This is a genomic window from Paramagnetospirillum sp. (genome assembly GCF_058402745.1).
The window spans coordinates 1-19,927 of sequence record NZ_JBZVFI010000005.1 but is presented as its reverse complement, the minus strand read 5'-3'; the positions used below and the strand labels follow the sequence as shown (position 1 = coordinate 19,927).

Genomic DNA, 19,927 nt, shown 5'->3' with positions numbered 1-19,927 from the left:
TCGGACTTCATTCCCCGAAGCCCGCTCCGACCAGCCATTCTATCACAAAATCAGGATGATCCTTGCACTCGTGCGCGGGCGCGCGTACCTTCGCCAGCCGCGAATTCCCTCTCATTCTTTCGAGGACCCCACCCATGCCGTTCATCGCCGACAGGCTTTCCGCCATCAAGCCGTCCCCGACCATCGCGGTGACCCAGAAGGCCGCCGAGCTGAAGGCCGCCGGCCGCGACGTCATCGGCCTCGGCGCGGGCGAGCCCGACTTCGACACCCCGGACAACATCAAGGCCGCCGCCAAGGCCGCCATCGACAAGGGCCAGACCAAGTACGTCGCCCCGGCCGGCACGCTCGAGCTGCGCCAGGCCATCGCCGCCAAGTTCAAGCGCGAGAACGGCCTGGACTACACCCCCGACCAGGTGACCGTCGGCGTCGGCGGCAAGGGCGTGATCTTCAACGCCTTCATGGCCACCATCAATCCCGGCGACGAGGTGATCGTCCCCGCCCCCTATTGGGTGAGCTATCCCGACATCGCCCTGATGTTCGGAGGCGTGCCGGTGTTCGTGCGCTGCCCCGAGGAGAAGGGCTTCAAGCTGCAGGCCGCCGACCTGGAAGCCGCCATCACGCCCAAGACCAAGTGGCTGGTGCTGAACTCGCCGTCCAACCCCACCGGCGCCGCCTATTCCTGGGACGAGATGAAGGCGCTGACCGACGTGCTGCTGAAGCATCCGCACGTGTGGATCATGTCCGACGACATGTACGAGCACCTGGTCTACGACGACTTCAAGTTCTGCACCCCCGCCCAGGTGGAGCCCAAGCTCTATGACCGCACGCTGACCATGAACGGCGTGTCCAAGGCCTATGCCATGACCGGCTGGCGCGTCGGCTATGCCGCCGGCCCGGCCGCCATCATCAAGGCCATCAACATGATCCAGTCCCAGTCGGTGACCCACACCGCCTCCATCAGCCAGGCGGCGTCGGTGGAGGCCCTGAACGGCACCCAGGACTTCATCCCCAAGAACGCCGAGGTGTTCAAGCGCCGCCGCGACCTGATCGTGCGCCTGCTCAACGAATGCCCCGGCATCACCTGCCGCACCCCGGAAGGCGCCTTCTACGTCTATCCGTCCTGCGCCGGCGTGATCGGCAAGAAGACCCCCGACGGCAAGGTCATCAACAGCGACACCGACTTCGTCGGCGCCCTGCTGGAGGCCGAGGGCGTGGCGGTGGTCCAGGGCGCCGCCTTCGGCCTGGAGCCCTATTTCCGCATCTCCTACGCCACCTCGGACGCGGCGCTGACCAAGGCGGCCGAGCGCATCAAGCGCTTCTGCGAAAGCCTGAAGTAGGTTTGCAGCCCGAGACGGCATGAAGAGGGGCGCTTCCGCGAGGAAGCGCCCCTTGTCGTTTCACATCGTCGTCTCCAAACCATGCCGCCCGTCATGGCCGGGCTTGACCCACGTCGGTCCGGATCACACCGCCTGCGCCCGGATTTCCCGCAGGAAGCCGTCGATTTCACGGGTCAGCAGACCATTCTGGGTCACCATCTCGCGGGCCGAGCCGGCAACCTCCTCGGCGGCGGTGCGGGACGTGTTGGTTCCCTCCGACACCCTGCCGATATGGTCGGACACCTCGCGGGTGCCGCGAGCCGCCTCCTGCACGCTGCGGGTGATCTCGTGGATGGCGGCGTTCTGCTCCTCCACCGCGCTGGCGATGGACGACGTCGCCTCGTCGACCCGGGTGATGGTCTCGCCGATATGGCGGATGGCCGAGACCGCCCGGGTGGTCTCGGTCTGCACCGCGGCGATCTGGGAGGTGATTTCCTGGGTGGCCTTGGCGGTCTGGTTGGCCAGGGTCTTGACCTCGCCCGCCACCACGGCGAAGCCCTTGCCGGCCTCGCCCGCCCTGGCGGCCTCGATGGTGGCGTTCAAGGCCAACAGGTTGGTCTGGCCGGCGATGGCGTCGATCAGCTGGACCACCTCGCCGATGCGTCCGGCGGCGGCGGCCAGGGCCGACACCATGCCGTTGGTCTGCTCCGCCTCATCGGCGGCGGCGCGGGCGATGTCGGCGGTCAGCGCCACCTGACGGCTGATCTCGTTGCCCGACGCGCTCAGTTCCTCGGCGGCCGAGGCCACGGTCTGGACGTTGCCGGAAGTCTGGGCGGTGGCGACCACCACGGCGCTGGTCTGCTCGGAGGTCTGCTCGGCGGTTTGGGTCATGGCGCTGGAGGCACCGCTGAGGCGTTGGCCCACCTGATCGATGGCCGCCACCGCCGCCTTGACCCGGTGCTCCAGCCCATCGGCCATGCCGAGGAGAGTCCGGTTGCGTTCCTGGGCGGCGGCCAGCTTCAGCTCTTCCTGCTCGCTCAGCAGACGGCGGTTTTCCAGGGCGCCGCCCCGGAAGATCTCCATGGCGCGGGCCAGGGCCCCCATCTCGTCCTGCCGCCCGGTGCCCTGGACCTCGTGCTCGATCTCGCCCTTGGCCAGGGCTCCCATGCGCCCCACCAGCTGACCCAGCGGCCCGGTGATGGACTTGGCGATCAGCACCGCCACCACGGCCGCCAGGACGGCCAGAGCCGCCGCCTTGAGACCGATTTCGACCATCTTGGCGCGATAGACCTCGTCGATGTCATCGATGTAGACGCCGGTGCCGACGATCCAGTTCCACGGCTTGTAATCATGGACGTAGACCAGCTTGGGCACGGGCGGCGTATCCTTGGACCGCGCCCAGGAATACTGCACGAATCCCCCACCCTGCCCCCGGGCGGTGTCGATCATGTTCCGGGTCACGTAGACGCCATTGGGGTCCTTCATTCCCGACTGGTCCTGGCCTTCCATTTCGGGACGCAGGGGATGCATCAGGGGGCGATAATCGTAGGTATTGATGAAGGCATAGTCGTTCTTGCCGTAACGCAGCGTTCTCAGCGTCTCCTTGGCCATGTGCTGCGCATCGGCCTCGGCAAGCTCGCCCTTGGCGGCCCGGATCCGATAGCCGTCGACGATGGACGTGGCCGCTTCCACCAGCTGCTTCAGGGCCTGCCGGCGGTCCTCGACCAGCGTGTCGCGCAACGAACTCAGGCTTTGTACGGTCAGGAGGCCCAGACCCAACACCAGCAGCGCGACCAGCGCCCAAATCTTTCCGCCGATTCCAAGCTTGAATCCCCCCATGGCGCACCTCCTACGACTGGCTGGGCGAGCATCGACGGCCTCCGTAAGGTTCGAGCCACGCCTTTTGAATATGCATCTATTACATTAGGCCTAGATTAACACTTTTTAAAGCTATTTTCTCGATGCGAAACAGCAATGAAACAGGCGATTCATATATATAATTGTCATCCTTTTCAGGGACTTGGCAATTATCGAGAGCATTTGTGGCAACCAGCCACACCACATACCAAGGTCATGCCCGTCATGACAGCCAAGACTCCTGCCCCACTTAACATCCCCATCACATTATGCCACAACATTAGAGCGGCTCGGGTTTCGGCCCGATGCCGTCCGGCCGAGCGAGAGGCGTTCTCGATGCATCTGAAACGGGAACTCGAAATGACCGACATGCGATCGAGGCCCGTGGATCTCCTGGTGGTGGAGGACAACCCGGCCGACGCCCGCCTGATCGAATTGCTGCTGAACGAAGTGGGTGGATTTCACTGCCGTCGGGCCGCCACCCTGGGCGACGCCATCGCCGCCGCCTCGGCCGAGCCGCCCGACGCCGTCCTGCTCGACCTGTCGCTTCCCGACGCCCACGGTATCGAGACGGTGGAGCGGCTGCGCGGCGCCGCGCCGACCCTGCCCATCGTCATCTGCACCGGCCTCGACGACGAATCCATGGGGCTGCTGGCCCTGCAGCACGGTTGCCAGGACTACTTGGTCAAGGGCCAGGGGGACGGCAACCTGATCCGCCGGACCATCCTCTACGCCATCGAGCGCAAGGCGGTGGAGGAGGAACGCCGCGTCACCGCCGAACGCCTGAAACGGGTGCTGTTGCAGACCGTCCGCTCGCTGTCGCTGACGCTGGAGATGCGCGATCCCTACACCACCGGCCACCAGCGCCGGGTCGCCCAGCTGTCCACCGCCATCGGCCAGCGCATGGGCCTGTCGGCGGCGGTCGTCGAGGGCCTGCGGACCGGCGGTCTGCTGCACGACATCGGCAAGATCCACGTCCCCGCCGAATTCCTCTCGCGCCCCGGCAAGCTGTCGGCCGAAGTCCACAAGGTCATCCGCATGCACCCCCAGATGGGCTGGGAGATCATGAAGGACATCGAGTTTCCCTGGCCGGTGGCCGACATGATCCGTCAGCATCACGAACGCCTGGACGGCAGCGGCTATCCCCTGGGGCTGAAGGGCGACGAGATCATCCTGGAATCACGCATCATCGCCGTGGCCGACGTGCTGGAGGCCATCTCGTCGCACCGCCCCTACCGGCCCGCCCTGGGCCTGGACGTGGCCATCCAGGAACTGCGCGACCATGCGGGCAGCCGCTATGATTCAGCGGTGGTCCAGGCCTGCATCGAGGTGGTGGAGGAAAAGGGAGTCAGCATCCTCGACGAGGACGCGCCCCCTCCAATGTGATACCCGCCTATTCCGCGGCGATGGCCGGGGATTGTCCGTCGCGCCGGGCCATGCGGCGCAGTTGCGCCATCAGCAGCTCACGCGGGTTATGGCACGAACCGCACCACACGATGGCGGTTCCGTCCCCATAGGAATGAACACGGTGATCGCTGCTCTGCTGGCAATGCGGACATTCGAGCACGGTCTTGGGCAGGCTCATGGAACGGACACCCCCTGTTCGAAGCCCACAGAGTTACCTGGAATCGCTCCGAAATGGAAGGTGAAACACCGCCACCCTGACCTGCGTCCCATTCAGGGCCTTGCACCCATGAAACTGACCCGCCCGGCCATCCCGAGCGAAGCCGAGGGATCTTTCACGCCATGGCGGCGGCGGCTCACGGCTGAAAGATCCTTCCGCCCCGCGGCCGTCGGGATGACGCGTCGGTTCAAACGACGGCCCGCTCACACCTCGCGGATGCCGTTCAGGAAGCGGTCGACCTCGGCCCGGAGCGTCATGGCCTGGCGCTGCAGGGTTTCCACCGCCCCCAGCACGTCCTTGGCCGCCTGATCCGTCTCGTGGATGGTCTGGGTCACCGCCGTGATGTTGTCGTAGACATAGCGGGTGCCCGAGGCGGCATGGTCGATGTTGCGGGCGATCTCCTGGGTGGCGGCGCCCTGTTCCTCGATGGCCGAGGCGATGGCGGTGGTGATGCCGTCCATGGAGGAGATGGTGGTGTTGATGCCGCGGATGGCGCGGACCGTCTTGTCGGTTTCCTTCTGGATGGTGCCGACCTGGGAGGCGATGTCCTCGGTGGCGCCCACCGTCTGGCGGGCGAGATTCTTCACCTCCGAGGCGACCACGTTGAAGCCCTTGCCCGCCTCGCCGGCCCTGGCGGCCTCGACGGTGGCGTTCAGGGCCAGCAGGTTGGTCTGCTCGGCGATGCCGGTGATCATCTCGACGATCTCGCCGATCTTGTCGGCGGCCCCGGCCAGTCCCTGGACCCTGGTGTTGACCGAATCCGCCTCCTTGGTGGCGGAGACCGCCACCTGGTTGGACATGCCCACCTGCTGGGCGATCTCGCTGATGGACGACGACAGTTCCTCGGCGGCGGCGGCCACGGTGCTGACGTTCTGGTTGGCCTCGCTGGCCTGCTGGGCGGCGGAATTCGCCTTTTCCAGCGCCTGATCGGCGGAACTCACCATGCTGCGGGCGGTCTGGATCATCTGCTGCGCCGAGGACGCCACGGAATCGAGCACGGCGGTCACCGCCTTGTCGAAGGCGGCGATCAGGTCCTCCAGCCGGTGCATGCGCTGCTCGCGCGCGGCGGCGGCGGCCTGGGCCTCGGCCTCCATCTGCTGCTTGGCGATGGTGTTGTCCTTGAACACCTGCACGGCGCGGGCGATGTCGCCCACCTCGTCGCGGCGGTCCAGCGCCGGCACGCCGACCGAGACGTCGCCGCGCGCCAGCTGCTCCATGCGCACGGTCATGTCCTCGATGGGATCGGCGATGATGCGCTTCAGGATCAGGCGCACGCCGAACACCGCCAGCACGGTGGCGATGACGCCGCCCACCACCAGCCAGGTCAGCACCTGGTTCAGCCGGGCCTCGGATTCGGCGGTGGACAGCGACGAGGACAGCACGGCGATGACGTCGCCGTCCTGCATGCCCATGCCGCCGTGGCAGGCGTGACAGACCTCGTCCTTGGCGCCCTCGGTCACCCCCAGCACGATGGGCAGGGAATAGCGATAGAAGCCGTCCTGGAACCGCCCGACCGGCACCTTGGTCTCGAACGCCTCGCGATCGACGTCGTCCTTGGGCAGCTTGGCCGGCTTGTCGGGCTCGACGTCCTTCATGTAGGCGGCCACCTTGGGCCCCCAGGCGCTCCACACCTTGCCGGGATAGTGGATGTTGCGGGAATCGAACCAGTTGTTGAAGACGGCGATGCCGATGTTGTCGCCGTCTTCCGGCCGCTTCGCCATCACGTTCTGAATCAGCGCGTGCAGCGAGGTCATCTCGTTGGCCGAGAGCTGCTGCAACTGGCGCTCCAACTCGGCGCGCTCGAATCTGGCTATGGTGAGGACCACGCCGGCGATCAGGATAACGACACCGGCTCCGACGATGAGCATGAAACGGCTGGAAAGCCGAAGATTCTGCCACGCGTGCGTCACGGAGACTCCCACCCGTTCAAACGCGACCGGCCCGACCCGGTCGCAACGCCCATTCCACTTCCCTTGCGGAGCCTATTACGAAAGGCCCGAAATGCAAATACCGGGATTTGACTTTCAGCAGAAAATGGGAGGGCGTTGCGACCGTTTTTTATTACGCGCGCACCAGAGCGTCATAATCCGTAATCAATTGGCGGGTAATATCACCGGGCGTGAACGTATAGGTCCCGATCTCGCGCACCGGGGTCACCTCGGCGGCGGTGCCGGTGAGGAAGCATTCGGACGCCTTGGCCATGTCCTCGGGGAAAATGGCCCGTTCCACCACCTTGATGCCGCGCTTCCTGGCCAGGTCGATGACCGTCTGGCGGGTGATGCCGTTCAGGAAACAATCGGGGGTGGGCGTGTGCAACTCGTCGCCGAACACGAAGAAGATGTTGGCGCCGGTGGCCTCGGCCACCTGACCGCGCCAGTCGAGCATAAGGGAATCTTCGTATCCGTCACCCTCGGCCTTGTGCTTGCTCATGGTGCAGATCATGTAGAGGCCCGCCGCCTTGGACGCGGTCGGCGCCGTCTCGGGATGGGGCCGCTTCCAGGTGGAGACGTTGAGGCGGATGCCCTTCATGCGGGCCTCGGGGCTCCAGTAGCTGGGCCACGACCAGGTGGCCACGGCGAAACGGATGGTGGTCGCCTGGGCGGCGACGCCCATCATCTCGGAGCCGCGCCACGCCACCGGACGGACATAGCCGTCGACGATGTTGTTGGCCTTGACGGTGGCCAGGGTGGCCTCGTCGATCTCCTCCACCGTCCACGGCACCTCGAAGCCGAGAATACGGCCCGAATCGATCAGGCGCTGAGAATGCTCGCGCAGCTTGAATACCTTGCCGCCATACACCCGCTCGCCTTCGAACACGCAGGACCCGTAATGCAGGCCGTGGGTCAGCACGTGGATCTTGGCATCACGCCAGGGGACCAGCTTGCCGTCGAGCCAGAGAAAGCCGTCGCGATCGTCGAAGGGAAGGACTGACATGGTGGTTGCGTTCCATTTGGGTGGTGGCAGGGGCTCTGGAGGTTGGAAAATTACCAATCTCTCTTGCATGGCGTAACATTTATAGGTCATATATGTCAACATGACTGACTTAACCACGCCATGAGCGACATCAAGACCGGCATCAATCCGCTGTTCCTGCGCGAGGAGGAACTGCGCCAGGGGATCGAGCTGCTGTTCTTCGCCTATCGCGACTTCACGGCCGAGCCCGACGCCATCCTGGGCGAGTACGGATTCGGCCGCGCCCATCACCGCGTCATCTATTTCGTCGGCCGCCATCCCGGCATCACGGTCAGCGACCTGCTGGAGATCCTGCGCATCACCAAGCAGAGCCTGTCGCGCGTCCTCGGCCAATTGGTGGCGGAGAAGTTCATCGTCCAGCGTCCCGGGGTGCGCGACCGCCGCCAGCGCCTGCTGGAACTGACGGAAAAGGGCGTCGAACTGGAACGGCTGCTGACCGAGCGCCAGCGCGCCCGCATCGCCCGCGCCTACCGCGAGGCCGGGGCCGAGGCGGTGGAGGGCTTCCGCAAGGTGATGCTGGGCCTGGTGGACGAAGGCGACCGCGGCCGCTTTCCCGCCCGCACCATCGGACTGCGCCGGGGGGCCTGAGCGGTGGACGACGCCCACATCCTGGTGGTGGACGACGACCGGCGATTGCGGGAATTGCTGCGCAAGTATCTGGCCGACAACGGCTATCTGGTCGCCACCGCCGCCGATGCCGCCGAGGCGCGCCAGAGCATGGCCGGCCTCGCCTTCGACCTGATGATCCTGGACGTCATGATGCCGGGCGAGGACGGCATGGCGCTCACCCGTTCGCTGCGCGCCGAGGGACGGACCCTGCCCATCCTGCTGCTGACCGCCAGGGGCGAGGTGGACGACCGCATCAGGGGGCTGGAGGCCGGGGCCGACGATTACCTGTCCAAGCCGTTCGAGCCGAGGGAATTGCTGCTGCGCGTCGCCTCCATCCTGCGCCGCTCCCCCCGCGACGAACCCGAGCCCGCCCGCGAACTGCGCCTCGGCGCCTTCGTCTGGGACGTGGACCGCGCCGAACTGCGCCAGGACGGCCAGCCGGTCCACCTGACCCAGGCCGAACGCGACCTGCTGGCCATCCTGGCCGAGGCGGCGGGCCAGGGGGTGTCGCGCGACGACCTGGCGGCCAGGACCGGCAACTCCGCCAATCCCCGCACCGTCGATGTCCAGGTGACGCGGCTGCGCAAGAAGATCGAGGACGACCCCAAGATGCCGCGCTATCTTCAGACGGTGCGCGGCATGGGCTACATGCTGCGCCCCGACTGAGGACACGCTCCATGTCCCATATGGGTCTTCTTCTGAAGCGTCTGGCCCCCCAGGGCCTGCTGGGGCGTTCGCTGCTGATCATCATCCTGCCGCTGGTGATGCTGCAGCTGGTGTCCACCTACGTGTTCTACGGCAGCCACTGGGAGACGGTGGCCAAGCGCCTCGCCAAGGGGCTGGCCGGCGACATCGGTTCCGTCATCGAATCCATGCGCGCCTTTCCCGGCGACGACGAGCGCAGCCTCATCCTGTCCATCGCCGCCGGCCGGATGGAGCTGGACGTCCGCTTCCTGCCCGGGGCCATCCTGCCCAACCAGCCGGACGCCGCCCCCTCCGGCCTGCTCGAGCGCGCCCTGGCCGAAGCCATGGAGGAGCGGGTCCAGCGCCCCTACCGCATCGACACCGAAACGCTGGAGCGCGAGGTGGTGATCCGCGTCCAGCTGTCCGACGGCATGCTGGAGGTCTTCGCCCCCAAGAAGCGCCTGTTCTCCTCCACCACCTACGTCTTCATCCTGTGGATGCTGGGCACCGCCATGCTGCTGTTCGGCATCGCCACGGTGTTCATGCGCAACCAGGTGCGCAGCGTCCGCAAGCTGGCCCTGGCCGCCGACCGCTTCGGCAAGGGTCAGGATGTCGCCGACTTCAAGCCGGAAGGCGCCCGCGAGGTGCGTCAGGCGGCCCAGGCCTTCAACCTGATGAAAAGCCGCATCCAGCGCCAGATCCAGCAGCGCACCGAGATGCTGGCCGGAGTGTCCCACGACTTGAGGACCCCGCTGACCCGCATGAAGCTGCAGCTGGCCATCATGGGCGAGGTGGACGGCCGCGCCGATCTGGAGGAGGACATCGCCGAGATGGAGCGCATGGTCGAGGGCTATCTGGCCTTCGCCCGCGGCGAGGGCAGCGAGCAATCCGAGCCCACCGACCTGCCCGCCCTGGTGGACGACGTGGTCTCCCGCTTCCGCCGCCAGGGCGCCGTCATCGACCTGCATCACGAAGGCGAGATCGTCATGCCGTTGCGCCCCGATTCCCTGTCCCGGGCGCTGGGCAACCTGGTGGGCAACGCCATCCGCTATGGCGGCCATGTGTGGGTCCGGGTGGGCCTGCGCGGCGAGGTGGCCGAGGTGCTGATCGACGATGACGGCCCCGGCATCCCCGCCGACCGGCGCGAGGAGGTGTTCAAGGCTTTCACCCGCCTGGAATCCTCGCGCAATCTGGCCACCGGCGGCGTGGGGCTGGGCCTGACCATCGCGCGGGACATCGTGCGCACCCACGGCGGCGACGTGGTCCTGGAGGACTCGCCGCTGGGCGGATTGCGGGCGCGCGTGCGGTTGCCGCTGTGATAGGCTTTCCGGGCACGACGGAGGGGAAGCGAATCATGCGCACGGTGCTGGTGGGAAACATCAAGGGCGGCTGCGGCAAGACCACGCTGGCCACCCACATCGCCGCCGCCTTCGCCGGCCAGGGGCTGGCCACCGCCATCGGCGACTGCGACCGCCAGCGCTCCAGCCTGAACTGGCTGCGCCGCCGCCCCGCCACCCTGCCGGCCATCGCCGGGCTGGACTGGTCCAAGGACGTGGGCTCGCCGCCCAAGGGCCTCGACCGCCTGGTGATCGACGCGCCGGCCGCCATGCACCACAAGGACGTCGAGGACCTGATCGACATTTCCGAGATCGTCGTCGTGCCGGTGCTGCCCGGCGCCTTCGACGAGGACGCCACCGCCCATTTCCTCGAGCGCCTCGCCAAGGTCAAGGCGGTGCGCAAGAACAAGCGGGTGGTGGCGGTGGTGGGCAACCGGCTGCGGCCGGGCACCAAGGCCAGCGACCACCTGGACGGCTTCTTCGGCGGCCTGGGCTTTCCCGTGGTGGCCCGCCTGCGCGACAGCCAGATCTACACCGCCGTCGCCGCCGCCGGCGCGACGGTGCTGGAGGCCGGCGACCGCCGCGCCCGTTCCTACGCCGCCGAATGGGCGCCCTTGCTGGACCTGATCGGCGGAAGCTGACTTTCGCCGTTTCCCTCTCCCCCCCCTGATGCGCTAAACTCGCCGCGACAGTCAGAATGACGGAGCGCTGCAGGTGTATCCCGAGGCGGCCCAGCCGATTCCCGTTGCAGATCAGAGCCGCCCGACCTCACGCCGCATCCGCTTCCTGGTGGTCGCCCTGCTCGGGGCGGCGATGGCCATGCTGGCCGGCGGCACCATCTTCTGGGTCACGGCGCTGCGCAGCGAGGCCCTGTTCGACGCCGACACCAATCTGCGCCACACCGCCCACCTGCTGGCCGAGACGGCCGCCACCAACTTCATGGCCATCGACAAGGTCCTGCTCGGTGCCAGCGAGGTGGCGGCGCACCAGGAGGCGGCCACCGGATTGCTGCCCTTTCTCCGGCGCCAGCTGGTGGAAACCCCGGTGGCCCGCGCCCTGCTGGTGATCGGCCCCGACGGCATGTCCCGCGTGGCCACCAACCTGCCCGATCCCTACAAGCCGGTGGATCTGTCCGACCGCCCCTATTTCCGCCATCACCTGGACGACGCGGCCTCGCCCCTGTTCGTCAGCGGCGTGATCCAGAGCCGCAACGACAATCGCTGGATCATGGTGCTGAGCCGGCGGATCGAGACGCCGGACGGCCGGTTCGCCGGGGTGGCCGCCGCCACCATCAACCTGGAACACCTGTCGTCGCTGCTCAAGGCCACCGCCCGTTCCGCCGGCGATTCCGCCCTGCTGGCCATGCCGGACGGCACCATCCTGGCCCGGACCCCCGATCATGACCGGTTCACGGGCAAGTCCCTCGCCGATCTGCCGGCCTTCGGACGGACCAGGACCGAGCAAAGCGGAACCGGCGAGGTCGTTTCCCCCCTGGATGGGCGCCTGCGGCTTTACGCCTTTCATGCCGCCCCCCGCCATCCGGTGATCGCGGTCGCCTCCATCGAACAGGAAGCGGTCCTGAAGGATTGGCGGCGGAACGGCCTGATGATCGCGGCGGCCGCCCTGCTGGTCGGAGCCGTGATCGCCACCCTGGCCCTGGTTCTGGTCCGGCAGCTGGCGCGCATGGACGCCATCCTGGCCGAACTGGCCCGCTCGCGCCTCGCCGCCGATGCCGCCAGCCGCGCCAAGTCGGCCTTCCTGGCCAATATGAGCCACGAGCTGCGCACGCCGCTCAACGCCATCATCGGCTTTTCCGACGCGCTGATGACCGGAATTCCCGGCCATGCCTGCCAGACCCGCTGCCACGACTATCTCGGCCACGTGCAGGCGTCCGGGCGCCTGCTGCTGGGGCTGATCAACGACATCCTGGACCTGTCCAAGATCGAGGCCGGCCGGTCGGAGATCGACATCGCCCCAACCTCCATCCCTCCCCTGGTGGAGGAGTGCGCGGAGATCATCCGCCAGCGCGCCGAACTCAAGAGCATCACGCTCACCGTCACCGGGACCGAGCGCGACCTCGCCGCCATGGTCGATTCGCGCCGGCTGCGCCAGATCCTGCTCAACCTGCTGTCCAACGCCGTCAAGTTCACCCCCGAAGGGGGGCGGATCATCCTGGAGATGGACAGTGACGGCAGCCAGATGGTCTTCGCGGTCAACGACACCGGCACGGGCATGACCGCCGAGGAAGTCGCCGTCGCCCTGACGCCATTCGGACAGAACCCGTCGGAGGTGGCGAAATCCGAGCCGGGCACCGGCCTGGGCCTGCCCCTGTCCAAGCGGCTGGCCGAGATGCACGGCGGGTCGCTTTCCATCGCCAGCATTCCGGGACGCGGCACCACGGTCACCGTCACCATCCCGCTGTCGCCGCCTCCCACCATCGAGCACGCCAAAACGTAACGGCCGCCCCCTTGCGGGAGCGGCCATCGCATCATCCGTCCCGGAAGGGCGGATGAATTACTTCTTGCCGGCCTTGGCGAAGACCTCGCGGGCCTCGTCCAGGCTCTGGGTGAAGCGCTTGTTCAGCAGATCGAAGGCCTCGGAATTGGCCTTGGCGATCATCTCGGCCAGCTCGCGGGCATTGGCCAGGGCGCGCTCGAAGGCGTCCTTGGCGAATTCGGCCTGCTTGGCGGCCTTGTCCTGGGCGGTGCCGGGCTCGGCGAAGTCCTTGGAGACCTGGGCCACCTCGTCCATGGTCTGGCGCAGGATCTCGACCTGACGCTTCACGACGTTCTGCAGGCCCTCGAAGGCCAGCTTGTTCGCCTGGGTCAGGGCCTCGATGTTCTTGCGCTGGTTGGCGACGATGGTCTCGACGTCCACGCCGGGAACCTTGAAGTCGCCCAGGTACTTGGCGACGTCGAAATCAAAGAACTGCTCAGTCTGCTTGCCGGCCATGATGAAATCTCCAACCCGGTTTTTTATGTTGCGGTGCAGCGAACATAATCGCGAGAGCATCTTCGAGTCAAACGGAGTCACACCCGACTCAGCGCATAATATCAAAATGCCTAATTCGCACCGGCGGATTGGTTAGCCCGCCAACTCTCTCCCGCGATGGGTGGCGGCGGCGACCGCTTCGGTCATCAGGCTGGGAAGCCCGCGGTTTTCCGCCATCAATACGGACAGCGCGGCGGCCGTGGTACCACCAGGCGAGGTGACGTTCTTGCGCAGCTGGGCCGCGCTTTCAGCCGATAGACGCAACAGCTCGCCGGCCCCGGCCACGGTGGCCCGCGCCAGCCGCTGCGCCAGATCGGGCGGCAGCCCCTGGGCCAGGCCGGCGGCCTCCATGGCTTCGGACAGCAGGAAGATGTAAGCCGGCCCCGAGCCCGACACGGCGGTGACCACGTCCATCAGGCTTTCGTCCTCGACCCAGCCCACCTCGCCCACCGCCTCCAGCAGCGACTGGCAGAGCCGGCGCGCCTCGGCCGGCACCGAGGCCGGGGCGCAACAGACCGTGATGCCGCGCCGCACCGCCGCCGGGGTGTTGGGCATGGCGCGCACGATGGCGGCCTCCGCCCCCAGGGCGTCGCGGAAAAAGGCGATGGTCTTGCCGGCGGCGATGGACAGGAAGACGGCGGAGCCGAAGCGGGCATAGGGCGGCACCACCTCGGCCATGACCTGGGGCTTGACCGCGAGGATCACCACGTCGGGAACGAAATCCGGGGGAATGGCGGCGTCGGAGGCCACCACCCGCACCGCCCCCAGGTGGGGACCCGCGGGCTCGACCACCACCACGTCGGCGGGAACGATGCCGCGTTCGAGCCAGCCGGCCAGCATGGCCGACCCCATCTTGCCGCACCCGACCAGCAGAATCTTGGTCATCGCACCCTCCACTCAGATATTCCGGCAGTGTCATCCTGAGCGAAGCGAAGGACCTTTCAGGCAGGTGCGGCGGCAGCCTGTGGCTGAAAGATGCTTCGCCTGCGCTCAGCATGACAGGGGGAGAATCAAACCACATTGCCCCGTCGAAACAAACATCGCCGGATTCAGGCGCGAATCCAGCGATGCGACAGATGCGTCATGGATGGTGTCAAGCCTCTCCCACGGTCTCCAGCAGCGAGGCGGCGATGGCCTCGGCGGCCGTCTTGCCGCCCCAGATGACGAACTGGAAGGCGGGGTAGAAGCGCTCGCACTCGGTGACGGCGATGTCCACCAGATCCTCCACCTGCTCGGGCGAGAACCCGGCCCCGCCGCGCAGCAGCGAGGTGTGGCGGAACATGGGCACGCCCTCGTCCTCCCACAGGCCGAAATGGCCGAGCCACAGCTTCTCGTTCAAGGTGGCCAGCAATTCGTGGACCATGGCCCGGCGCGACGGCGGAATCTTCATGTCGAAGGCGCAGGTGAAGTGCATGGCGCCCATGTCTTCGCGCCAGGCGAAATAAAGGCTGTAATTGCACCATTGCCCGGGAGCCTCGGCCGCCAGTTCCTCGTCGTTGCGGCGGTCGAACGCCCAATCATTGGCGGCGACCACTTGCTCGACAAGATCGACGGGATTGATCTGGGGCTCTTCCTGATACGTGGCGGTCAAGGTCATGCCCGCGCCCTCCCTTGGCATGGCTACCGTCGATTCCGACGACGCGAATCAAAAGATTGTGTTCGCGCCTGCGGTATTCGCACAAGGGGTAGCCTACCCAAACGCCAAGCGGCGGCGCAAGGCTTTATTTACGGACTATTTATGAATTTATGTGGATAACCCGGGGGCCGTCATGCCCCTCAATCGCCGGGCGCGGCTTTCGGCTTGGGCGCCGCCTTGGGCTTGGCGGGGGCGGGAGCCGCCGCCAGGGCGGCCAGCTTGGCCTCCAGCTCACCGATGCGGGCGGCCTGGGCCTCGTTGTCCTCGCGGGCCTTGATGGCCATGGCGCGGACCACCTCGAACTCCTCGCGCGGGACGAGGTCGAGGCTGGAGGTGAAGCGCTCGAACTGCTGGCGCATCATCGCCTCCATCTCGGCGCGCAGGCCGGACAACGCGCCGAGCGCCCCGGAGGCGACACGGGCGATATCATCGAAGAACGGCTTCTGGCTTTGCATGGCGGCCTCTTGGAAAAACGGGGCTTTATTATGGCCCTAAGCCTCGCCCTTGTCACTCACTCCCGCCTCGGCGAAGGTGGCCATGCCGGCATGGCAGGCGCAGGCGGCCTTCAGCACCCCCACCGCCAGGGCGGCGCCCGACCCTTCGCCCAGGCGCATGCCCAGGTCGAACAGGGCGACCTTGCCCAGCGCCGCCAGCAGGCGCCTGTGCCCCGGCTCCACCGAGACGTGGCCGACCATGCAATGGTCCAGCGCCCCCTTGACCTCCACCTCCAGGGCGGCCACCGCCGCCGTGGTGACGTAGCCGTCCAGCAGCACCGGCACCCGCTTCTGCCGCGCCGCCAGCACCGCGCCGGCCATGGCCGCCAGCTCGCGCCCGCCCAGGCAGCGCAGGGTGTCCAGCGGCGACAGGCCCGTGTGCCGCACCACGCCCTGGCCCACCACCTCGATCTTGCGGGCCAGCGCGCCGCCTTCCACGCCGGTGCCGCGCCCGGTCCAGTCGGCGGCCTCGCCGCCGAACAGCGCCGCCGACACCGCCGCCGCCGGCGTGGTGTTGCCGATGCCCATCTCGCCGATCACCAGCACGTCGGCGCCGTCGGGCACCGAATCCATGCCCGCCCGGAAGGCGGCGCAGAACTCCGCCTCGTCCAGGGCGGGTCCATGCGTGAAGTCTGCGGTGGGCCGGTCGAGATCGAGGGCCAGCACGTCGAGCGCGATGCCGAAGGTCTGGCACAGCTGGTTGATGGCCGCGCCGCCATGGCGGAAATTGGCCACCATCTGCACCGTCACCTCGGGCGGAAAGGCCGAGACGCCCAGCGCCGCCACGCCGTGATTGCCGGCGAATACCCGGGCCGCCGGGCTTTCCATGCGGGGCGGATGGCGTCCCTGCCAGGCCGACAGCCAGGCCGACACCTCTTCCAGGCGGCCCAGCGAGCCGGCCGGCTTGGTCAGCTGGGGCTCGCGCGCCGCCCAGGCGGCGGAGGCGGCCGCGTCGGGGCCGGGCAGTCCGGCCAGCAGGGAGCGGATGTGAGCAACGCTAGAAATAGACGAATTCAAGGAATTTCTCCCCAACATATTGCGGCTCGGCCTCGGTCGTCCTATAACCCATCACCATGAGCGAGTCACCTGTCATCGACGAGAATCCGCCGCCGCGATCCTGGCTGGGCGATGCCCATCTGGCCGCGGTGTTCCTGACCCGCCTGCCGCTGCCCCATGCCGGAATCGGCGATCTGGCGCGCTCCATGCGCGCCTTCCCCCTGGTGGGGCTGGGGCTGGGATTGGGTGCCGCCGCCATCGCCTGGGCGGCGGGAAGCGTCCTCCCCCCCCTGGCCGCCGCCCTGCTGGCGGTGCTGGCCCTGGTGCTGGTTACCGGAGCGCTGCACGAGGACGGGCTGGCCGATCTGGCCGACGGGCTGGGCGCGCGCGGCGGCCGCGAGCGGCGGCTCGAGGTGATGCGCGATTCGCGCACCGGCGCCTTCGGTGTGCTGGCCCTGGTCTTCTCGGTGGGCCTCAGGGCCGCCGCCCTGGCCGCCATTCCCTTGGGCTGGGGCCAATGCGCCGCCCTGGTGGCGGCCTCGGCCCTGTCGCGCGCCCTGATCCCCGCCGCCATGCAGGTGATGGGGCCCGCCCGTCCCGACGGGCTGGGAGCCGGCGCCGGCAGCCCCGACGCCACCATCGCCGCCACCGCCGCCGGCCTGGGTCTGCTGGCCTGCCTGGCCGGGCTGGGCCTGCCCGGCACCCTGGCGGCGCTGCTGGCCGCCCTGGCCGCCGGCGGAGCCGTCATCTGGATGGCGCGGCGCGCGCTGGGCGGCTATACCGGCGACGTGCTGGGCGCCGTGCAGCAGGCGGCGGAGATCGCCATTCTGCTCGCCGCCGCCGGAGGTCTTGCATGAGTCAGAACGCCACGCGCTGGTGGCTGCTGCGCCACGCTCCCGTTCCCTGTCCCCACGGCCGCATCACCGGCCGCCTGGACGTGGCCTGCGACACCTCGGAGGACGAGGTGTTCCGATCCCTGGCCCGCACCCTGCCGGTCAATCCGGTGCTGGTGGAAAGCGGCCTGATCCGCTGCCGCCAGACCGCCGGGGCGCTGGAGGCCGCCGGCCTGCTGCTGCCGCCGCCCATGGTCGAGCCCGACCTGGCCGAACAGGATTTCGGCCGCTGGCAGGGGCGCTCGTGGATGGAACTGGAAGCGGCCAAGGACCCGGACCTCGCCGCCTTCTGGGCCGATCCCGCCGGAGCGACGCCCCCGGGGGGCGAAAGCTTCGCCGCCATGGTCGGGCGGGTGCGCGCCGCGCTGGAACAGATCACCGCCGCCCAGGCGGGCCGCGACATCCTGGCGGTGGTGCATGCGGGAACGGTGCGGGCCGCCCTGGCGGTGGCGCTGGACCTCGAGCCCGAGCAGGCGCTGCGTTTCGCGGTCAAGCCGCTGTCGCTGACCCGGCTCGACTCCACTTCCGCCGGCTGGCGGGTCGAGACGGTCAACGCCCAGCCCTACGAGTGAGACCGAGGGGGGATCGCTCCCCCTCGGTTCCAATACTAGAACTTCACCGTCACCCCCGCGTTGAGCGAGCGGCCGGGGGCCGGCAGGGCGCCCGCCTGGTTGGTACTGCCACGGCCGGTCCGCTTCATTTCGGTGTAATCCACACCACTCAGCGGATGGTAGTAACGCTTGTCGAACAGGTTATCGATGCCGAGGCTGATCTGCACCGCCTCCCATTCATAGCCGCCGCGCAGGTTGAGCAGGGCATAGCCCGGGGTCTTGGGCTCCTGGCGAAGCGTGTCCACGCCGGCCTTGGTTCCCACCAGTTCCGCCTCGATGGCCGACGTCCAGCCACCCAGGCTCTGTTCGAGGGCGGCCTTACCGTTGATGGGCATGACGTGGTACATGGCCTTGCCGGTGTTGACCATCTCGCCGCGCAGCCAGCCCAGCCGGCCCGTGACCTTGAAGTCGCCCCAGCCGGTATCGCGGGCCACGAACGTGCTGCCCGAGACATCGACGCCGTACATCATGGCGTCGTGGTTGGCGAATTTCAGCAGCGGGTAATTGGTTCCACCCGACACGTTGTTGCTCACCTTGTCGATGCCGATGTAATCGACGATGTAAGTGGCGTAGGGAGTGGCCTTGATGCCCCATTCCCGGCGAGACGAATCGTGCAGGGCCACCGAGGTGCTCAGGGTGTGCGCCACCTCGGGCTTGAGGTCCAGGTTGCCCACATAGCCGTTGGCGTCGCCGAACCAGTTGATCATCTGGCTGTCCATGGACGAGGTCGACCAGGAATAGCGCTCGTAAAGATTGGGCGAACGCGACTTGCGGGCGTAGCCCAGTTCATTGGTGTTGGTGTTGCCGGGCTCGTAGCGGAGCAAGGCGGTCAGGTCGAAATTGGCGTCCACCTTGGAATGATTGCGGGCGTTGAAGGCGGCGGAATTGGTCGCTTCGGTGCCCGTGGTCGCGTAGCCGTGGACCGCTCCCGTATCCATCAATACCGTGTCGCTGCGCAGGCCCAGCAGGGTGGTCCATTGCGGCGCCCACTTCTCCTCCCATTCGGCAAAGGCGCTGATCACGTCGCGGGTGCCGTTGTTGATGGACTTGAAGGTCAGGGGCGACATCATCATGCTGCCCGACACCGGCGGCCACCAGTCGTCGAGCATGAAGCGGTGGAATTCCTGGCCGACCCGGATGGTCCTGGCATCCGACAGCCGGATGTCGCCCTTGACCGCATAGCCCAGGTCGGTGGCGTCGGTGCGCATGGGCATCCGGCCGCCCTTCTCGTTGGCGGCCTGGTCCATGGAGTGCTTGACCTGCTGCCAGTAGACGCGGGCCTCCAGCTTTCCCCAGTCGAACTCGCCCTCGTAGCGGCCGTTGCCGTGGTAGCCCTTGTTGCCGGTCATATCCATGCGTTGGTTGGCGAAACCCTGGAAAGGAATGTCCTGCTGCCCGGCCTTCAGCACCAAAAGCCCCGCATTGCCTTTGACGCCCAGCGTCACTTCGTGGTTGCGGGATTCGTAGCGGGTGGAATGGACCGTGCGGCCGTCGCCGCCCGCCTGGTAATTGAGGCCGCGCACCCACGACCCGTCATAGCCCAGGCTGTAGGTGTCGTCGGCGCCGTGCACGGCCAGCGAGCCGCCGAGGCCGGTGTTGACGCTCTTGAAGAACGTCGAGGCGCGGCCGCCCACCACATACCCGTCGCCCGCCTTGGCGAAGACCGGCGGAGCCGACTTCACCGAAATGACGCCGCCGATGTTGTCGCCGCCGGCGCTGACGGGCGTGATGCCGCTCCACACCTCGACCCGCTCCACCTTGGAGGAATCCATGTAGGACAGGGCCGGGTTCATGTGGTTGGAGCAGGCCGACGTGATCTCCATGCCGTCCACCAGGATCTTGAGGCGGTCGTCGGCCAGGCCGTGGATGTCGGGCAGGCTGGAAACCCCGCCATTGGTGATGAGGT

At 67.5% G+C, this 19,927-nt stretch carries 19 protein-coding genes; 9 read left to right on the top strand and 10 right to left on the bottom strand.

From position 1 onward, the window contains the following. Positions 1 to 134: 134 nt before the first annotated feature. Positions 135 to 1,337 carry a pyridoxal phosphate-dependent aminotransferase gene (locus ACV4UZ_RS03635; RefSeq protein ID WP_491599582.1) on the top strand — a complete coding sequence of 401 codons (1,203 nt, stop codon included), beginning with the start codon at positions 135 to 137 and terminating at the stop codon, positions 1,335 to 1,337. Between the two features lie 123 nt (positions 1,338 to 1,460). On the opposite strand, the gene ACV4UZ_RS03630 is transcribed toward ACV4UZ_RS03635, so the two are convergent. After that, a complete protein-coding gene (locus ACV4UZ_RS03630) occupies positions 1,461 to 3,155 on the bottom strand; it encodes a methyl-accepting chemotaxis protein (protein ID WP_491599581.1) in 1,695 nt (564 codons plus the stop codon). 387 nt (positions 3,156 to 3,542) lie between these two features. Between ACV4UZ_RS03630 and ACV4UZ_RS03625 the strand changes: the two genes are divergently transcribed. After that, positions 3,543 to 4,559 (top strand): HD domain-containing phosphohydrolase, encoded by a 1,017-nt coding sequence (locus ACV4UZ_RS03625; RefSeq protein WP_491599580.1) that lies wholly within the window; start codon positions 3,543 to 3,545, stop codon positions 4,557 to 4,559. Between the two features lie 7 nt (positions 4,560 to 4,566). Here the strand turns inward: ACV4UZ_RS03625 and ACV4UZ_RS03620 are convergent, their stop codons facing one another. From ACV4UZ_RS03620 to ACV4UZ_RS03610, 3 genes are all read right to left on the bottom strand, one after another. Beyond that, positions 4,567 to 4,758, bottom strand: a complete 192-nt coding sequence (locus tag ACV4UZ_RS03620; protein ID WP_491599579.1) for a hypothetical protein — start codon at positions 4,756 to 4,758, stop codon at positions 4,567 to 4,569. A 242-nt stretch (positions 4,759 to 5,000) separates the two neighbouring features. Then, the gene (locus tag ACV4UZ_RS03615) at positions 5,001 to 6,665 is read right to left on the bottom strand and encodes a methyl-accepting chemotaxis protein (protein ID WP_491599578.1); all 1,665 of its coding nucleotides are present in this window, start codon (positions 6,663 to 6,665) and stop codon (positions 5,001 to 5,003) included. Positions 6,666 to 6,858: 193 nt separating this feature from the next. Further along, positions 6,859 to 7,731, bottom strand: coding sequence for a branched-chain amino acid aminotransferase (locus tag ACV4UZ_RS03610; protein ID WP_491599577.1), 873 nt, complete (start codon positions 7,729 to 7,731; stop codon positions 6,859 to 6,861). A 120-nt stretch (positions 7,732 to 7,851) separates the two neighbouring features. On the opposite strand from ACV4UZ_RS03610, the gene ACV4UZ_RS03605 reads away from it, so the two are divergent. The 5 genes from ACV4UZ_RS03605 to ACV4UZ_RS03585 all read left to right on the top strand — a co-directional run bounded on the left by ACV4UZ_RS03605 (position 7,852) and on the right by ACV4UZ_RS03585 (position 12,857). Beyond that, a complete protein-coding gene (locus tag ACV4UZ_RS03605; protein ID WP_491599576.1) occupies positions 7,852 to 8,358 on the top strand; it encodes a MarR family winged helix-turn-helix transcriptional regulator in 507 nt (168 codons plus the stop codon). Positions 8,359 to 8,361: 3 nt separating this feature from the next. Continuing rightward, positions 8,362 to 9,045 (top strand): response regulator, encoded by a 684-nt coding sequence (locus tag ACV4UZ_RS03600; protein WP_491599575.1) that lies wholly within the window; start codon positions 8,362 to 8,364, stop codon positions 9,043 to 9,045. Between the two features lie 11 nt (positions 9,046 to 9,056). Beyond that, entirely contained in the window at positions 9,057 to 10,382 is a 1,326-nt protein-coding gene (locus ACV4UZ_RS03595) for an ATP-binding protein (protein ID WP_491599574.1), read from the top strand. Positions 10,383 to 10,417: 35 nt separating this feature from the next. After that, complete coding sequence (locus ACV4UZ_RS03590; protein WP_491599573.1) at positions 10,418 to 11,041, top strand: ParA family protein; 624 nt, start codon at positions 10,418 to 10,420, stop codon at positions 11,039 to 11,041. Between the two features lie 73 nt (positions 11,042 to 11,114). Beyond that, positions 11,115 to 12,857 (top strand): sensor histidine kinase, encoded by a 1,743-nt coding sequence (locus ACV4UZ_RS03585; RefSeq protein ID WP_491599572.1) that lies wholly within the window; start codon positions 11,115 to 11,117, stop codon positions 12,855 to 12,857. Positions 12,858 to 12,914: 57 nt separating this feature from the next. Here ACV4UZ_RS03585 and ACV4UZ_RS03580 read toward each other — a convergent pair whose 3' ends face one another. The 5 genes from ACV4UZ_RS03580 to cobT all read right to left on the bottom strand — a co-directional run bounded on the left by ACV4UZ_RS03580 (position 12,915) and on the right by cobT (position 16,556). Further along, positions 12,915 to 13,352 carry a phasin family protein gene (locus tag ACV4UZ_RS03580; RefSeq protein ID WP_068428145.1) on the bottom strand — a complete coding sequence of 146 codons (438 nt, stop codon included), beginning with the start codon at positions 13,350 to 13,352 and terminating at the stop codon, positions 12,915 to 12,917. Positions 13,353 to 13,484: 132 nt separating this feature from the next. Further along, entirely contained in the window at positions 13,485 to 14,276 is a 792-nt protein-coding gene (proC, locus tag ACV4UZ_RS03575) for a pyrroline-5-carboxylate reductase (protein WP_491599571.1), read from the bottom strand. 208 nt (positions 14,277 to 14,484) lie between these two features. Continuing rightward, complete coding sequence (locus ACV4UZ_RS03570; RefSeq protein ID WP_491599570.1) at positions 14,485 to 14,988, bottom strand: type III secretion system chaperone family protein; 504 nt, start codon at positions 14,986 to 14,988, stop codon at positions 14,485 to 14,487. A gap of 179 nt (positions 14,989 to 15,167) precedes the next feature. Further along, on the bottom strand, positions 15,168 to 15,482 hold the full coding sequence (locus ACV4UZ_RS03565; protein ID WP_491599569.1) for an accessory factor UbiK family protein: 315 nt from the start codon (positions 15,480 to 15,482) through the stop codon (positions 15,168 to 15,170). Between the two features lie 36 nt (positions 15,483 to 15,518). Continuing rightward, entirely contained in the window at positions 15,519 to 16,556 is a 1,038-nt protein-coding gene (gene cobT, locus ACV4UZ_RS03560; protein WP_491599568.1) for a nicotinate-nucleotide--dimethylbenzimidazole phosphoribosyltransferase, read from the bottom strand. A gap of 38 nt (positions 16,557 to 16,594) precedes the next feature. On the opposite strand from cobT, the gene cobS reads away from it, so the two are divergent. Further along, a complete protein-coding gene (gene cobS / locus ACV4UZ_RS03555) occupies positions 16,595 to 17,374 on the top strand; it encodes an adenosylcobinamide-GDP ribazoletransferase (RefSeq protein WP_491599567.1) in 780 nt (259 codons plus the stop codon). After that, positions 17,371 to 17,982, top strand: coding sequence for a histidine phosphatase family protein (locus tag ACV4UZ_RS03550; RefSeq protein WP_491599566.1), 612 nt, complete (start codon positions 17,371 to 17,373; stop codon positions 17,980 to 17,982). The genes cobS and ACV4UZ_RS03550 overlap by 4 nt, the downstream gene beginning before the upstream one ends. Positions 17,983 to 18,017: 35 nt before the next feature. Here ACV4UZ_RS03550 and ACV4UZ_RS03545 read toward each other — a convergent pair. Further along, positions 18,018 to 19,927, bottom strand: a 1,910-nt coding sequence (locus tag ACV4UZ_RS03545) for a TonB-dependent receptor (RefSeq protein ID WP_491599565.1), incomplete at its 5' end; no start/stop codon positions are given.

Excerpts from the sequence above, each read along its gene's own strand:
- ACV4UZ_RS03635 (WP_491599582.1), top strand. The coding sequence starts at position 135 with ATGCCGTTCATCGCCGACAGGCTTTCCGCCATCAAGCCGTCCCCGACC.
- ACV4UZ_RS03630 (WP_491599581.1), bottom strand. The coding sequence starts at position 3,155 with ATGGGGGGATTCAAGCTTGGAATCGGCGGAAAGATTTGGGCGCTGGTC.
- ACV4UZ_RS03625 (WP_491599580.1), top strand. The coding sequence starts at position 3,543 with ATGCGATCGAGGCCCGTGGATCTCCTGGTGGTGGAGGACAACCCGGCC.
- ACV4UZ_RS03620 (WP_491599579.1), bottom strand. The coding sequence starts at position 4,758 with ATGAGCCTGCCCAAGACCGTGCTCGAATGTCCGCATTGCCAGCAGAGC.
- ACV4UZ_RS03615 (WP_491599578.1), bottom strand. The coding sequence starts at position 6,665 with ATGCTCATCGTCGGAGCCGGTGTCGTTATCCTGATCGCCGGCGTGGTC.
- ACV4UZ_RS03610 (WP_491599577.1), bottom strand. The coding sequence starts at position 7,731 with ATGTCAGTCCTTCCCTTCGACGATCGCGACGGCTTTCTCTGGCTCGAC.
- ACV4UZ_RS03605 (WP_491599576.1), top strand. The coding sequence starts at position 7,852 with ATGAGCGACATCAAGACCGGCATCAATCCGCTGTTCCTGCGCGAGGAG.
- ACV4UZ_RS03595 (WP_491599574.1), top strand. The coding sequence starts at position 9,057 with ATGTCCCATATGGGTCTTCTTCTGAAGCGTCTGGCCCCCCAGGGCCTG.
- ACV4UZ_RS03590 (WP_491599573.1), top strand. The coding sequence starts at position 10,418 with ATGCGCACGGTGCTGGTGGGAAACATCAAGGGCGGCTGCGGCAAGACC.
- ACV4UZ_RS03580 (WP_068428145.1), bottom strand. The coding sequence starts at position 13,352 with ATGGCCGGCAAGCAGACTGAGCAGTTCTTTGATTTCGACGTCGCCAAG.
- proC (WP_491599571.1), bottom strand. The coding sequence starts at position 14,276 with ATGACCAAGATTCTGCTGGTCGGGTGCGGCAAGATGGGGTCGGCCATG.
- ACV4UZ_RS03570 (WP_491599570.1), bottom strand. The coding sequence starts at position 14,988 with ATGACCTTGACCGCCACGTATCAGGAAGAGCCCCAGATCAATCCCGTC.
- ACV4UZ_RS03565 (WP_491599569.1), bottom strand. The coding sequence starts at position 15,482 with ATGCAAAGCCAGAAGCCGTTCTTCGATGATATCGCCCGTGTCGCCTCC.
- cobT (WP_491599568.1), bottom strand. The coding sequence starts at position 16,556 with ATGTTGGGGAGAAATTCCTTGAATTCGTCTATTTCTAGCGTTGCTCAC.
- cobS (WP_491599567.1), top strand. The coding sequence starts at position 16,595 with ATGAGCGAGTCACCTGTCATCGACGAGAATCCGCCGCCGCGATCCTGG.
- ACV4UZ_RS03550 (WP_491599566.1), top strand. The coding sequence starts at position 17,371 with ATGAGTCAGAACGCCACGCGCTGGTGGCTGCTGCGCCACGCTCCCGTT.